This window comes from Petrotoga olearia DSM 13574 (assembly GCF_002895525.1).
Taxonomy (GTDB): domain Bacteria; phylum Thermotogota; class Thermotogae; order Petrotogales; family Petrotogaceae; genus Petrotoga; species Petrotoga olearia.
In genome coordinates, this window is sequence record NZ_AZRL01000011.1 from 1 (window position 1) to 14,015 (window position 14,015).

The 14,015-nt window shown below is 32.9% G+C and carries 12 protein-coding genes, 1 rRNA gene and 1 other RNA gene; 5 read left to right on the top strand and 9 right to left on the bottom strand.

The window, feature by feature from the left end:
- Positions 1-6: 6 nt before the first annotated feature.
- The 5 genes from rrf to X929_RS03960 all read left to right on the top strand — a co-directional run bounded on the left by rrf (position 7) and on the right by X929_RS03960 (position 4,427).
- A 5S ribosomal RNA gene (rrf, locus tag X929_RS03940) occupies positions 7-119 on the top strand.
- Positions 120-271: 152 nt separating this feature from the next.
- The gene (locus tag X929_RS03945) at positions 272-1,951 is read left to right on the top strand and encodes a phospho-sugar mutase (protein ID WP_103066744.1); all 1,680 of its coding nucleotides are present in this window, start codon (positions 272-274) and stop codon (positions 1,949-1,951) included.
- A gap of 27 nt (positions 1,952-1,978) precedes the next feature.
- Positions 1,979-2,557, top strand: a complete 579-nt coding sequence (locus X929_RS03950; protein ID WP_103066745.1) for a hypothetical protein — start codon at positions 1,979-1,981, stop codon at positions 2,555-2,557.
- Positions 2,558-2,568: 11 nt separating this feature from the next.
- Positions 2,569-3,306, top strand: a complete 738-nt coding sequence (gene truA, locus X929_RS03955) for a tRNA pseudouridine(38-40) synthase TruA (RefSeq protein WP_103066746.1) — start codon at positions 2,569-2,571, stop codon at positions 3,304-3,306.
- Positions 3,307-3,383: 77 nt separating this feature from the next.
- A complete protein-coding gene (locus X929_RS03960) occupies positions 3,384-4,427 on the top strand; it encodes a hypothetical protein (RefSeq protein ID WP_134080075.1) in 1,044 nt (347 codons plus the stop codon).
- Between the two features lie 7 nt (positions 4,428-4,434).
- On the opposite strand, the gene X929_RS03965 is transcribed toward X929_RS03960, so the two are convergent.
- The 9 genes from X929_RS03965 to X929_RS04000 form a co-directional block, all read right to left on the bottom strand.
- Positions 4,435-5,163 carry an ATP-binding cassette domain-containing protein gene (locus X929_RS03965; protein ID WP_103066748.1) on the bottom strand — a complete coding sequence of 243 codons (729 nt, stop codon included), beginning with the start codon at positions 5,161-5,163 and terminating at the stop codon, positions 4,435-4,437.
- Position 5,164: 1 nt separating this feature from the next.
- The gene (locus X929_RS09660) at positions 5,165-5,341 is read right to left on the bottom strand and encodes a hypothetical protein (RefSeq protein WP_166667820.1); all 177 of its coding nucleotides are present in this window, start codon (positions 5,339-5,341) and stop codon (positions 5,165-5,167) included.
- Between the two features lie 185 nt (positions 5,342-5,526).
- Entirely contained in the window at positions 5,527-6,723 is a 1,197-nt protein-coding gene (hydF, locus tag X929_RS03970) for a [FeFe] hydrogenase H-cluster maturation GTPase HydF (RefSeq protein WP_103066749.1), read from the bottom strand.
- Positions 6,701-7,843 carry a [FeFe] hydrogenase H-cluster radical SAM maturase HydE gene (gene hydE / locus X929_RS03975; RefSeq protein ID WP_103066750.1) on the bottom strand — a complete coding sequence of 381 codons (1,143 nt, stop codon included), beginning with the start codon at positions 7,841-7,843 and terminating at the stop codon, positions 6,701-6,703. Before hydE ends, hydF begins: the two co-directional genes overlap by 23 nt.
- Positions 7,844-7,861: 18 nt before the next feature.
- Positions 7,862-9,277 carry a [FeFe] hydrogenase H-cluster radical SAM maturase HydG gene (hydG, locus tag X929_RS03980; RefSeq protein ID WP_103066751.1) on the bottom strand — a complete coding sequence of 472 codons (1,416 nt, stop codon included), beginning with the start codon at positions 9,275-9,277 and terminating at the stop codon, positions 7,862-7,864.
- 297 nt (positions 9,278-9,574) lie between these two features.
- Positions 9,575-9,933: a transfer-messenger RNA gene (ssrA, locus tag X929_RS03985) on the bottom strand.
- A gap of 81 nt (positions 9,934-10,014) precedes the next feature.
- Positions 10,015-10,635 carry a HEAT repeat domain-containing protein gene (locus tag X929_RS03990; protein ID WP_103066752.1) on the bottom strand — a complete coding sequence of 207 codons (621 nt, stop codon included), beginning with the start codon at positions 10,633-10,635 and terminating at the stop codon, positions 10,015-10,017.
- A 16-nt stretch (positions 10,636-10,651) separates the two neighbouring features.
- On the bottom strand, positions 10,652-12,235 hold the full coding sequence (locus tag X929_RS03995; protein WP_166667821.1) for a DNA repair protein RecN: 1,584 nt from the start codon (positions 12,233-12,235) through the stop codon (positions 10,652-10,654).
- A gap of 73 nt (positions 12,236-12,308) precedes the next feature.
- On the bottom strand, positions 12,309-13,727 hold the full coding sequence (locus X929_RS04000) for a glycosyltransferase (protein ID WP_103066754.1): 1,419 nt from the start codon (positions 13,725-13,727) through the stop codon (positions 12,309-12,311).
- Positions 13,728-14,015: the final 288 nt, after the last annotated feature.

Sequence of the window (14,015 nt, forward strand, 5' to 3'; positions counted from 1 at the left end):
GTAATAGGGGGTGAAGATAACGATGCGGGAAACACCCAGAACCATACCGAACCTGACGGTTAAGCCGTATCGTGCCGATGGTAGTACGCTAAGACGTGTGAGAGTAGGTATCGCCCCCTTCCTTTTTTTAGAATAATATTTTTCTCTGCCCAAGTCCCGCCCTAAAAATTGCCGCGTATATTTTACGCGGCATTTTTGTTTTAATAAAAAGAAAAAAATATGGTATAATTTTTTAGATGAAAAAATTCTAAAAATGGAGGTAGGAAGTGAGATGGAGGATGTCAAAGAAGTAGCTTATAAAAGATATCAGCAGTGGCTTGAAAATGTAGCAGACGATTTTAAAGAAGAACTGCTCCGTTTAAAGGATAATGAAAAAGAGATTGTTGATCGATTTTATAAAGATTTAGAGTTTGGAACCGGCGGTTTAAGGGGAATAATGGGTGTTGGAACCAACAGAATGAATGTTTACACTGTGGCTCGAGCCACTCAAGGATTTGCAAATTATTTGAAAAAGCATAAAGATTTTCCTAGTGTTGTTATTGCTTACGATACAAGAAGAACCTCGGACTTATTTGCTAAGGTGGCAGCTCGAGTGTTGGCAGGAAACCATGTAAATGTATATATTTTCGATCAAGTAGCCCCCACACCGCTACTTTCCTTCGCTGTTAGAAAATTAAAAACTGATGGTGGGATAATCATAACTGCGAGTCATAATCCACCGGAATACAACGGTTACAAAGTTTACACATCCGACGGTACTCAGGCGGTTCCCAAATATGCAAATGAAATTACTTCGGAAATTGAAAAGTTAGATTATTTCAAAGATATTAAAATAACTGGCTTCGAAGAAGCTGTTAATTCAGAGAAAATAAATATACTCAATGAATCTATTTTCAACGATTATTTAGATGAAATTGAGGCGTATATTAGATCATTAAATCCGAAAATGGATAAAAAGCCCATAATAGTCTATACTCCATTGTATGGAGCAGCTTTGAAACTAGTTGAGGGCATTTTGAAAAGGTTAGGTTTTGAATATAGTTTAGTTGAAGAACAATCGAAAATCGACCCTTCCTTTTCAACCCTAAAGGTTCCTAATCCTGAAGAAAAAGAAGCATTTGAATTGGCTTTGAAGAAAGCAAAAGAAATAGATGCTGATCTTGTTTTGGCAACAGATCCAGATGGTGATAGAATAGGTGTGTTTGAAAAGTACAAAGGCGATTATGTATCTTTTACTGGAAATCAAGTTGGAGTGATGTTGTCTCATTATTTATTGAGTAAATTCAGTGAATTTTCTTCCTTGAAACCTGACGATTATATTGTTAAGACAATAGTTACTACAGATATGGTTAAACCCATTGCTGAAGAGTTCAATGTAATAATCGAAGAAACATTAACAGGATTCAAATATATAGGAGAAAAAATTGAAAATTATATGAACAGTGGAAGGAAATTTATATTTGGATTTGAGGAAAGTTATGGATATTTAGCGAATGATCATGTAAGGGATAAAGATGCCGTAATTGCTGCGGCATTAATTTCTGTTATGAGTTCAGAAATGCTCTCCAAGATGAAAACACTCACTGAATATTTGAAGGATCTGAAAGAAAGATACGGCCACTATGATGAAAAGCTTCTTTCATTCACTTTTGAAGGGTTTGAAGGAACTCAAAAAATCAGAAGAATAATGAACAAAATGAGAAAAACCCCTCCTATAAAAGTTGGTGATTTTACTTTGAAGGAAACTTTAGATTATCTTAACGGGATAGAAGGATTTCCAAGATCTGATGTAGTAGAATTGAGATATTCAAACATTAAAATAATAGCAAGACCTTCAGGAACAGAACCAAAAATAAAATTTTATATCATGGTAAAAGGTTCTTCAGAAAACGAATCCAGTAAATTAATAAAGGATGCTGAACAGGCAGTTTCAGAAATTGTAAATGTTTGATAATATTTCAAATAAAGGTGAGTGAAAATGCAGTTTCATAACGTTTTGTTTTCAGATAAAGGTAATTTTGTAGAAATTAAAGATATCTCTTACTTGGATAGCAGTACTATAAAAATTAACAGCACACTTCCACCTTCAATTTTGAGTAAAAGTACTGATCATTTCGTTGGTTATTTTTTGGTAGAAGAAGATAATAACGATTTATCTGGTATAAGAAGATATTTAAATATAAGCGAACGAAAAGGGAAATACCTTAAGTTGAATTATTGTGATGAGATTTCCAATAACGTTAGAGAAATTCATGGTGATTATGTTGATCTAGTTTCTAAATATGTTGGTTTAAGGAGGGTAATTTCTTCTTTCAACGATTTGATTTTAGAAAACGATATAAATAATAATTTTAGTTCCTGGCTCGAAAAGACAGTGGAAAATGTCCCTTTTGATATTAAAGGATTGATAGCCCAAAGGACTACAAAACTTGTTAATTTGTATTTGATAAAAATCTATGAAGGAATTTATAAAAAAAACATAGATCTATTAAAAAAATATGAATCTGAAATAGTATTCAAAATTTTAGAGGCACCATTACTGCAGAAGACGTATTAGGAGGAATTTTCGTGAAATGGGTCGCAGCAAAGGTGATGTATGATGGTACAAACTTTTTTGGTTATCAAAGTCAGCCAGCCTTTCGTACCGTCCAAGATGAGTTTGAAAAATCGTTAAAGATTATTTTTAAAAAAGAAACTCCATCTTATGCGTGTGGAAGAACAGATACGGGGGTACATGCTACGGGTCAAGTTGTTTCTTTTAAAGTAGAAAATGAAAATATGACTGAAAAAAATATTAAAGATGCTTTAAATGCTATTTTACCGGAAGATATATATGTAAAAGAAGTAAAAGAAGTAAAAGAAGGGTTTAATCCAAGGGCTGAAGCAAAAAAAAGAATATATCACTATTTTATTTATATAAATGAAGATCCCAATATATTTTTAAGAAACAGGGTTTGGTGGGTCCCACTCACGTTAAATTTAGAAAAGATGAGGCAAGCAGCGAAATATTTTGAAGGAGAACATGACTTTACAAGCTTTAAAACGGGTAACGATGAAAGGAATCCCATAAGAACAATTTATAGGGTGAGAATAATACAGTTACGAAAAGATCTAATTTTAATAAGAGTTGAGGGTAAGTCTTTTTTAAAAAGAATGGTTAGAAATATAGTTGGCGCATTGGTAAAGGTAGGTACAGATGTATGGGAAGTAGAAAAAATAGAAGAAATTTTAGAAGCAAAGAAAAGAGCTTCGGCTCCTGCATCAGCACCCCCACAAGGGTTGTATTTTTACTCTGCTTTATTTTGATTAGTAATTTAACCTTAGCAAAAGTGGAAATTGGATTAGTGTACAATGGGCCCTCTAAATATTTCTCTGAGGTTTTATTGAATCTTTACAAATATGCTGATATCTCCATTCCGCCTGGTGAAAACTCTCAAATTATGAAAATAGATTATATTAACGATCTATTCTATATAAATTATAGCAATAAAACCCTTTCAACATCGTTGGAAAAGTTGGATAGTGTGTTTCATGAAATACTTAATGAACTTCCTAGAAGCGTTTTTGTTATAGCAGAAAACTCTCATATTGTTACAGATAATGGAACCAAAACATCTGCATTTCTAAGTTGGGATAAAAATATGAATATAGTTCTAGATGTCAATGGTTTTATTTTTGAGCATCAATTTTCTCCTCCTATTGGTGAAGTAATTACGAGAGTACCTTCAAAATGGATAGAACTAGAGATTACAGGATACAGCAAAGAAGTTACTTTAAACAATCTCAAAATTAAGACCCCAATTACTATCCAGGTACCACCTTCAAAAATTACATTAACGGATGGATTGAAAAAAACAGAAATAGACTTAACTAATTATGAAGGTGAAAAGTATACATTGGATCTGAAAAAACAACAGATATATGAAAAAGTTGAAACTAAGATAGATAAAGTATTTGAAATTGAAAGCGGAGTTTTCTTTTACGGAGAGCCATTATCCGTTTGGTTGCCAAAAAAAGGAGAACCTGTCGTTACGAAGTCCCGATTTTATTGTGATTATGGTGATATCGAAGAGAAAAGTAAGACATTCCATATCGACGGAGAAATCGTTTTTGCTTACGAAAAAGATAATACGGTTTACTTGATTTCTAGTTCAGGTCAATTTGTCACTTTGGGTAAAAAAAATATAAATCGAGACTTTGAAAGATCTCCTTTATCTATCTTGGTTACAGATGAATACATTCAGTTAAAAACCTTCAAATTAGAAAGTTATAGGATTGAATTTGCTGGAGGGATATTTAAAGAAGGAAATGTATACAATATGTTTTTAGATTTACCTTCTTACGAACCTCAACAGAACTACGATTTTGGAAATTTCAACGTTGAAATTGCAAAAAATGAGGTTGTAATCTATACTAATGAGAATTAAGAGCTAACTAACTGGGAAAATTTAATATGAAATTCTCAATGCTTCCTTTGTAAACAATCTCACCTTTATTCAAAAAAACAATTTTTTCAGCGATATCAGAAAACAAAGAGAGATTTCTTGTGGAAATAATCAATGACCGATCCTCTTTTATATCAAAAAGAAAATCTTTAATATCTTTGTGCATGAAATCGTCCAAATGGTCTAGAATAGAATCAAATATAAACACTTGTGGATTTCTAGCTAAACTTAGAAAAATTATAAAAGAAATCTTATCTCCAATGGTCCAGTTATCAAAATCCTCATAACTTTTTAAGGACGAATGATTAGAAAAAATATGTGCAATATTGAGTTTTTCAAGAAGCAAGAATTGTTCTTGAGATATTTCAGAAGGCTTTATTCCTAAAGCAAGGTTAAAAACTTCACTTAAAGTTAAAAAATTGATATTTTCTACAAAAGTAGGCTCTGAATAAGCGATCTCGGATCGCAAATATCTTTTTTCTATACTATTAATATCCTCATCTAAAAATAAAATTTGTCCGGAGGTTTTAATACCTTTGAAGAGTTCTTCATTCAACGCAACAATAGACCTTGCTAACAAAGATTTCCCAGCATTTCTAGGTCCATAAATTAAAAGGATTTCATTTTTTGATATTTCTAAATTAATGTTATTCAATAGTTTTTGATTGTTGATATATACTGATAGATCTTTAATTTCGATTATAATATCTTTTTCCATTCTAACGTTTTGTACTTTTCTTATTATTAAAAAAATAGTCTTCTTTCGCTAACGCTAACTTTCTAATACTTTCCTCGTCGTTAGCATTTTTTAGAGATCTAATAAAATCAATTTGAGAAGAGTATTTGAATTTGAGATAATCATCTTCACGGTAAACACTTTGATTTTCCTTGTACATACTATTTCGCCGCCTTTCTTCTCTTAACCTTTAAATTGGTGGCTTACAAATATTATAATACTCTCTTCTTTATACAAAAAAGCTAAATTTCATTACAGTTCTTTTATAAAACCGTGAAAAATCAAGTGTTTAAGGAAAAAAGAAAGGCTCCCTAAACTAAAATCAGGAGCCTCAATAAAAATTGTTTATAATGAAAGAGGTTCTAAAGTTCTATTTAAGGATCCGTGGAGAAAAGATATTAGCACCCCGTAATTAACGACAGGAACTCCCAACCTATTGATTGAATTTATTCTTCTTAGCATCATTCTTCTTGTAAGAGTACATCCACCACAATGTACGACTAATTTTACGTTCTTTACATCTTCTATGTCGGGGAATTCTTTACCTGCAATAAACTTAAAATTCAAAGATTTTTCGGTATATTTTTCGAGCCATTTTGGAATTTTGACTCTTCCAATATCTTCGTTTAACGGACGATGAGAACAACCTTCCATTATAAGAATGGTATCGCCATTTTCTAAATTATTAATTACGTCTATATCCTTAGTTAAGATACTGATATCCCCTTTATGATGTGCCTCTAATATTGAAAATGTAGTTAAATTTATATCCTCAGGGACTAATTCAGAAACCCTCCCAATTGCTTGAGAATCGGTGATAACCAACTTAGGTTTTTCTTTCAACTTACTAATTATTTCGCTTATTCCTTCAACAGAAGTCACAATTGGAAAAGCCTTTCTATCTATTGCTTCTCTTATAGTTGCTACCTGAGGCATTATCAATCGACCTTTTGGTGCTCCTGTGTCCACCGGGACGACAAGTAAGACGATATCGTTGCTTTTAATAAATTGTGGAAGCAAAGGAATTTCTTCTTCCTTTGGTTTTAACTCAGCCAAAGCTTCTTTTACTCTTTCTATATTGATTTTTTCTTTGCAAGAAACTTCTAAAACAGGTCTTCCAAAAGAATTAATATATAATTGTTTTAAATTAGATACGTTGTTAAGTTGATCTATTTTATTCAATACGATTATGAATGGGATATTCATCTTTTCAAAGAGATCGCAAATAGAGTGTTCAAACCCGTTGGGTTCAGAATCAACTACTAAAACTCCAATATCAGCTTTGTAAAAAGCTCTTTTAGCCCTTTCAATTCTTTTTTCCCCAAGTTCACCCTCATCGTCAATACCCGGGGTATCAATTAAAGTAACGGGGCCTATAGGTTGTAATTCCATACTTTTATATACTGGATCGGTAGTTGTCCCAGCAACGTTAGAAACAAGAGCTATTTCTTGATTAACTATTGCGTTTATCAAAGAGGATTTTCCAACGTTTCTTCTTCCAGCGATAGCTATGTAAGTTCTATAACCTGATGTTGCTGGCATTCTTTCTATCCTCCATTCGTTTTTGGGTTATTTTGGAAGGTGAGAAGCCTAATTGTTTGATTTTTTCATATGTCTCATAAAACTCTACTTTTATCTTATTATCGTAGATGTTGTAATTTTTTCTATACACTTCTGGAGTAATGTTAACCATAATAACGTTGCACCCCGCAAAAAAACCTTGGTATTGCAAATCGGGAGAAATCGTTCCTAATGCAGTAGTAGTAGGCATTTGTGCTCTTGGCACGCAAAATCTTGTGGCACAGTAGGCGTTTAAAGTTAATTCACCACTCCCACGAGGATGATTTTTTAACGGTGTGTTTTCTGTGGGGATAAATGGCCCCATACCTATCATCCTAATATTTTCATTTCTCATAAAAAGAATATCATCAGCTATATCTTCTAATGTTTGTCCAGGTAAACCTATAATATTCCCCGAACCAGTCACGTAACCTAGACTATTCATATACCTTAATAGTTCTATTCTATTATCATAGCTCTTTTCAGGATGGATATTTTTAAAAATATTTTTGTTAATGGTTTCGTGTTTTAGAAGTACCCTTACTGCGCCTGCTTTTCTAAATTTTCTATATGATGAAAAACTTCTTTCACCAATTGATAAAGATACGGGTAAACTTGTGTTTTTTCTTATTTCTCTTATGATGTAGATTAAATCATCATCTGTGTATCTATCGTCTTCACCACTTTGAAGAATAATCGTATCTAAACCAAGTATCGCTGCTTGATTTGCAACTTCTATTATTTCTTTGGGACTCATCCGATACCTTTGTACAGATGGATTTTTAGCTCTCAATCCACAATAGTAACAGTTTTTCTTACAATAATTTGAAAACTCGATAACTCCTTTTATGTTTATATAGTCTCCTGTATACGTTTTTCTGATCAGATTTGCTACATTGAAAAGATCATCTCGATCTTTATCTTCTTTTTTTAAAGACAAGATTTGTATAATGTGTTCTTTTTCTATGGTTTCATTAGATATAAAATAATTCACGATATTTTGAACTTTTTCAGAAAAATTAGAATAATCATCCCATTGAGAGGTGGAATGTGGGGCTTTGCTCTGTAATCTTTTTAAAATTTCTTCGTTTTGTAATTTCATATAATACATCCCTTTGCATTAAAAGTATAGATCTCTTCTTCCGGCCTTAACAAGATCCATTCTTTCTAATAATTTCTCTTTTAAAGGACCTTCTTTCATAACCTTTAACTCTTCTTCGATCCTCTTTTCGATAGATATCCTAGTATTTTCTGGGGCATAATCCTGGGCATACTCTAAAAGAGTTAAAATGGCGTTGGGAGTGCAAAACCTCTTCACAAATCCAGGTATTGCGAACTCCATGAAGTGCTCGCCAGTTCTCCCCATACGATAGCATGCGGTACAAAATGAAGGAAGATAACCTTCGATTGCTAATTCGTTTATTACAGCGTCTAAACTCCTTTGGTCACCCAAGGTGAATTGACTTTTCTTATAAGCTTGTTGATCTTCTGTTGAATATGCTCCAATTCCAATATTAGAACCAGCATCGATTTGTGAAACTCCTAACTTTAAAACTTCGTTTCTTATATGGGAAGGTTCTCTGGCAGTTAAAATTAATCCCGTGTAGGGTACAGCTAATCTTAAAATTGCCACTATCTTTTTGAACTCATTATCATTCACAAGGTATGGAGGTTGCTCAGATAAAGGGGTGTTTAGAGCTGGTTCTATTCGTGGAAATGAGATTGTATGAGGACCAAATCCAAAGCGTTCTTCAAGATGTATTGTATGGTATAAAAGGCCCATGACCTCGAATTTATAATCGTAAAGTCCAAATAAAGCACCGATCCCAACATCGTCAATCCCAGCAACTACAGCTCTGTCTAATCCATATAACCTCCATATATAACTAGATTTAGGCCCTTTTGGATGAACTTTCTTGTAAGTATCAAAATGATAAGTTTCTTGAAAAATTTGAAATGTTCCTATTCCAACTTCTTTTATTTTTTTGTAATCATTAATTGTCTGTGGAGCAGCATTTATATTAACCCTTCTGATTTCTCCATTTCTATTTTTTGTTTTGTATACCGTTTCAACGGTTTTGGCTATGAAATCTGCATCGTAATCAGGATGTTCGCCATAAACTAATATTAATCTTTTATGGCCTTTGTCTTCAAGCACTTTCACCTCTTTCTCTAATTGTTCAAAACTAAGAGAGTTTCTATAAATTTCCGTGTTGCTTGATCTAAAACCACAGTACTCACAATTGTTTATACATTTGTTTCCAATATAAAGAGGAGCAAAAAAGACAATTCTATTCCCATATACATTTCTTTTTAATGTTCTTGCTCCTTCAAAAATCTCTTCTAACGTATCATCATCTTCAACGTTTAAAAGTGTTGCTACTTCGTCTGGATTCAACCTTTCTTTTGATAAAGATTTTTGAATAATATCTCTGACTTTTAATTTACTTGGGGATTTTGTTTCTTCCAAAAGGTTAAATATTTCATCTTCTTTTATGAATGGTTTTTGATTCTCTTTATCTCTTATCCAAAACACTTAATTATCCTCCTCAATTTTTTAGATTTAGTGTCTTTAAAAACTTTGAAAGCAGATTTAAAAATACTTATCACCCTGTAACCCATTTAAAAACAAAATCTTATTTTTGAAAATCTTTATATTTCTAAAGTGTCGACTTTAGTATATATGGAATTTAAATATTCTAAAACTCGTTTGATCGCCACTGTGTCCATCATCCTGCATAGAAAAAAAGGGGTAGCAGTACCGTGACTGCTCCCCACCCCTGTATATTGTATATAGTATGTATGTGAAATATTTAGCTTACATCCTAAAAAATGGTGGAGACGGCGGGAATCGAACCCGCGTCCGAAAATAGGTGAAGTCGGCTTCTCCGAGCGCAGTCCGCAATCAGTTTTCGGAAATTGTGACTTTGCGGACCGAGTCACAACTTCCTATTACCCATTGATACTTCTAAAATCCGGGTAAGAGATTTTAGAAGTGGAACCTTTTTCTGACGCCTCATTCCTCAAGTAAGGTTCCAAGAAAACTTGAGGAGAGACGAGCCGCCGTCTACGCAGCAGCTAATGCTAATTCTGGTTCTTCGGCATTTCAAATTTTTTCGTTTTTTACGAGGTTTCAGGCTCCTCGACTCGCTTCCCGACTTCAACCTATTCCCGTCGAACCCAATCGTCCCCATACTTTATTCCTTGACCCCGTTCGGGGGGAATTCTTTTTACTGGGATACGTTTATATTATATCAAATTTTCAGTTAAAAATCAAGAACCCTTGAGATGCCATTGCAGTTTTTCAGATATTTCAGGGTCACGTTCTTGTAGGTATGGAACTAAATCAAAGTTCTTAGACAAGATTTTTGTTATAGAATCTAATATAAGTACTTTTAAAGAATTGTTGGTAGTTTTATAATATTTTTCTAAAAGTATATCTAAAGTTTTTCTGCTTGGTAACTCGGTAATGGCCATTACACTTATTTCTTCTATTTCGCCTTCGTCGCTATCGATATAAGTTTTCAATATGTCTAGATAAGATTCATCTTTTGTAATCTTTAATAAATTCTCTAAGATCAAAGGGAAAGCTCTCTCATCGGAAAATTTATTGAACATCATCTTAAGATTTTCCACTATTTCATGACAGTTCAAGTCAGACAAAAGTTCAGCCAGATACAACAAAACTGTATCGTCTTGAAGGTTGAGATTGAACCTCCTTTTGAATTCTTGTAATAGGTATTCTTTTCCTTCCGGTGCCATAACACTCAATGCATCTCTTGCTAATTCTCGAACTTCGTAATCTTCGTCATCTAATAGCTCTATTAAATTAGGTATAGCTTGAAGCCCTTTTTCATCTACTATCTTTTTTATCAGATCTTCACGACTGTACATCTTTTGCACATCCTTTTCAATAAACAATGTTTCCGTACATTTCTTTTATTTCTTCTAATCTTTCATTTTCAGATAATTTTACAATCGTTGAAGTAGTATCTTCGTTCAACGTTTTTACAATTTTAAAATGTTCAGTGGCAAAATTTGCAACTTGCGGCATATGAGTAATTACAATAATTTGTTTGTCTTTTGATAATTCATTGAGCTTATTTCCTACAACATCAGCCATTCTTGGGCCAACTCCGGAATCGATCTCATCAAAAACCATCGTATCTATTGCATGATGTTTTCCCAGCACAACCTCAACGGCTAATATTATTCTAGATAATTCACCACCGGAAGCTATTTCGGCTAAAGGCATAAAATCACTTTTTGGATTTGTTTTTAATAAGAAAGTAATCTTATGTGCGGCATCTTTTCTTGGCTCTTTTAGCTTCTCTATCTTCCAATCTATCTTACTGTTCTCCATATTTAAATCCTTGAGATTATTTTCAATGTGTAATTTTAAATCTTTTAGAAAGGGATTAACCTTCTCTATTATTTTATCACTGAGGCCCAATAATTCGTCTCTTAATTTATACAACCTTGGTTCCAATTCATGAAAATCGTTTTTGATTTCTTCTAACTCACTTTTTTGAATTTTGAACTTGTTAAGATTTTCTAAAACATCATCAAGGGATGGACCATATTTTCTTTTCAGCTCGATGATTTTGTTCAGTCTGATGCTAACTCTTTCCAATTCTTCTGGATCGCTGTCTAATTCAGATAATTTATTTTCTAAAAGTGTGTATAATTCATCTATCTGTTCTTGGATAGTTAAAGCAAAAGAATGTTCTTCCTTGAATCCAAAATCGTCTAACTTGGACAAATTGTAAATTATATAACCAATTTCCTCATCAATACTTTGTTCATCTCTATCTTTTAGTATGTTTAAAGACTCTATCAATCGTTCTCTGATTTCTTCTATATTGTTTAGAGTTTTGAAGCGATCCGAAAGTTCATCATCTTCATTAGGTTGAAGGTTCGCTTCTTCTATTTCCTGGATCTGGTAGTTTAAAATATCTATATTTCTAAAGATTTCAGTTTTATTGGTTGGAAGGTTTTCTAACTTTCTTTTCAAGTTCAAGTATTCTTGGTATCCTATATCGTAATCAGAAAAATACTCGGGGAATTTATCTCTCAAAATCTTAAAGATCAAAGAGTTCTGATAATTCTCGTCTCTCAAAGCAATGTTAGATTCTTGAGAATGTATTTCTAACAGATACTTCGAAATGTCTTGAACGAAGTTTTTAGGAACTATTGTATCGTTAATTCTGAAAAGAGTCTTTTTAGGGGTGAAATTTACAGATAAAATCAAATCATCACCATCAAAAGGGACATGTTCCCTCAACATATCTTTTATAAACTCATTAACAGTAAAATAAGCTGAGACAGAACCTTCAGAGTTCTTCAGATTTTGAGGAATGTTTCCAATTAAAAAAAGATTTAAAGCATTTAGAAACATTGATTTTCCTGTTCCTGACTCACCAGTGATAACGCAGAAATTATCATTAAAATCCACGTTAGCGCTTTTAAAAAGACCAAAATTTTTTATAGACAAAGAAAGCAGCATTCACCACACCAACCTTAAAATGGGCACTCTTTTCTTCTATCATCAAAATTATACCATAATTTTAATTTTTTTTATTTCTCAAATAATCAATTATAATTTCTTTAGCGTCTAAAGAAGGCACTTTTTCTATGCTTTCTTTGGGAAGTTTGATTCCTTCCTCAATAACCTCTAAATATCCTCTAGCAGTGCTTTTCCAAGTATAATTTTCTAAAACTCTTTTTTTGACCTTTTTTGAATAATAATCATAATTATTCAAACCTTTTATTAGACCGTCAAGGATATCTTCCGTGTCTTCAGGATCAATTAACACACCTGACCCATCTGAAAATATTTCACTTGGACCACCGTTCTTTGTTGCAACAATAGCAAGGCCACAAGCGCCTGCTTCTATAGGTGCTAAACCAAAGGGTTCATAAAAAGAAGGCAAAACAAAGACCGATTTCAATTTTGAAAAAAATTTGTAAGCTGTAGCTAACGCTTTTTGAGACTTTAAATCAAAAAAATATACCTTATCTTTTATATCTGCTTTTTCAATTTCTTCCAAAATCGGGGATAAAATAGATCTTTCTTTTTCCGACAATTTGTGTATATCAGTGAAAGGATCAGGAATGCCTCTTAAAAATATACCTAGATTTGCGGTATCTTGAAGAACCTTTGAATTTGCGTAAGCTTTCACAACAGAAAGGTGGTTCTTTTTAACATCTAAACGGCTGGAAAGGATGATAAAAGGTTTTTGCTGCTTGTTTAATTTTTTTTCAATTTGAGCAACAGTCTCTTGATCGAGATCAGTCAAATCATCGTTAAATATCTCAGTGTTAACTCCTGGAGGAATCACTTTGTATTTACGGTCGTTTTCAACTTCAGAAACATCGGCATACAAAGGATGAGAATACTGCTCGTATCTTTCCATTGAGGTAGAGACAATAATTTTCGAAGCATACTTCATGGACAACCTTTCAGCCATTATTCTTTGCGAAAAATGATACTCTTTATCGAGATCTTCGAAATTCTCATGAAAAACGTTCAATTTATCCATTTTTTGGGCACCTAAAGAATGCCCCGTAAACGAAAAATTCAAACCCAACTTTGATTTTAAAAGAACTCCAGAATAACCTCCATCTGCGTAATGAGTGGTTATGAAATCTATCTTTTGGTCTTTATAAAATGAAATAATATTATCAACGTATTCATTTAAATAAGGCCATAATTGTTCTTTATTTAAAAATTTTTCGCCACCAAAAGGTATTCTCACAATAGTTGGATTTTTATTTGTATCGAAATAATCCAATTTTTTAGAAAACTCTGGCCAGTCAGGATCAATTATCTGTCTAGTAACTATATCCACAGAAACGTTAAAATTAGCCAGTTCTTTTGATACTTCTTTAACGTAGATCAATTGACCTCCAAAATCCGGATGCTCAGTTAAATGAGAATCATTTTTGTCAAAGTTTCCTTGAGGGTTTAGAAATAGCACCTTCATTTAAGCTACCTCCAATACTCTGTAATTTGTAATACCGTATATTTTATTTTACCATACTTCTAATAAATTTTTTTCAACGGTTTAGAAGCAAAATTCGAAAATATGCTATAATTCTAACGATTTCATTTTGTTTTCCTATGTGTGGGTAGCGGGCAAAAGAACAAAGCTCCTTTATCCAATGGGTGGGCCGCTAGGAAAAAGAACAAAAAACTTTTTCCTTATGCGTGGGGAGCGGGGCGAAGGGTACTGCAGGTTCCTTCCTTAGATGGGCGGGCTGCTGGGCGAAGG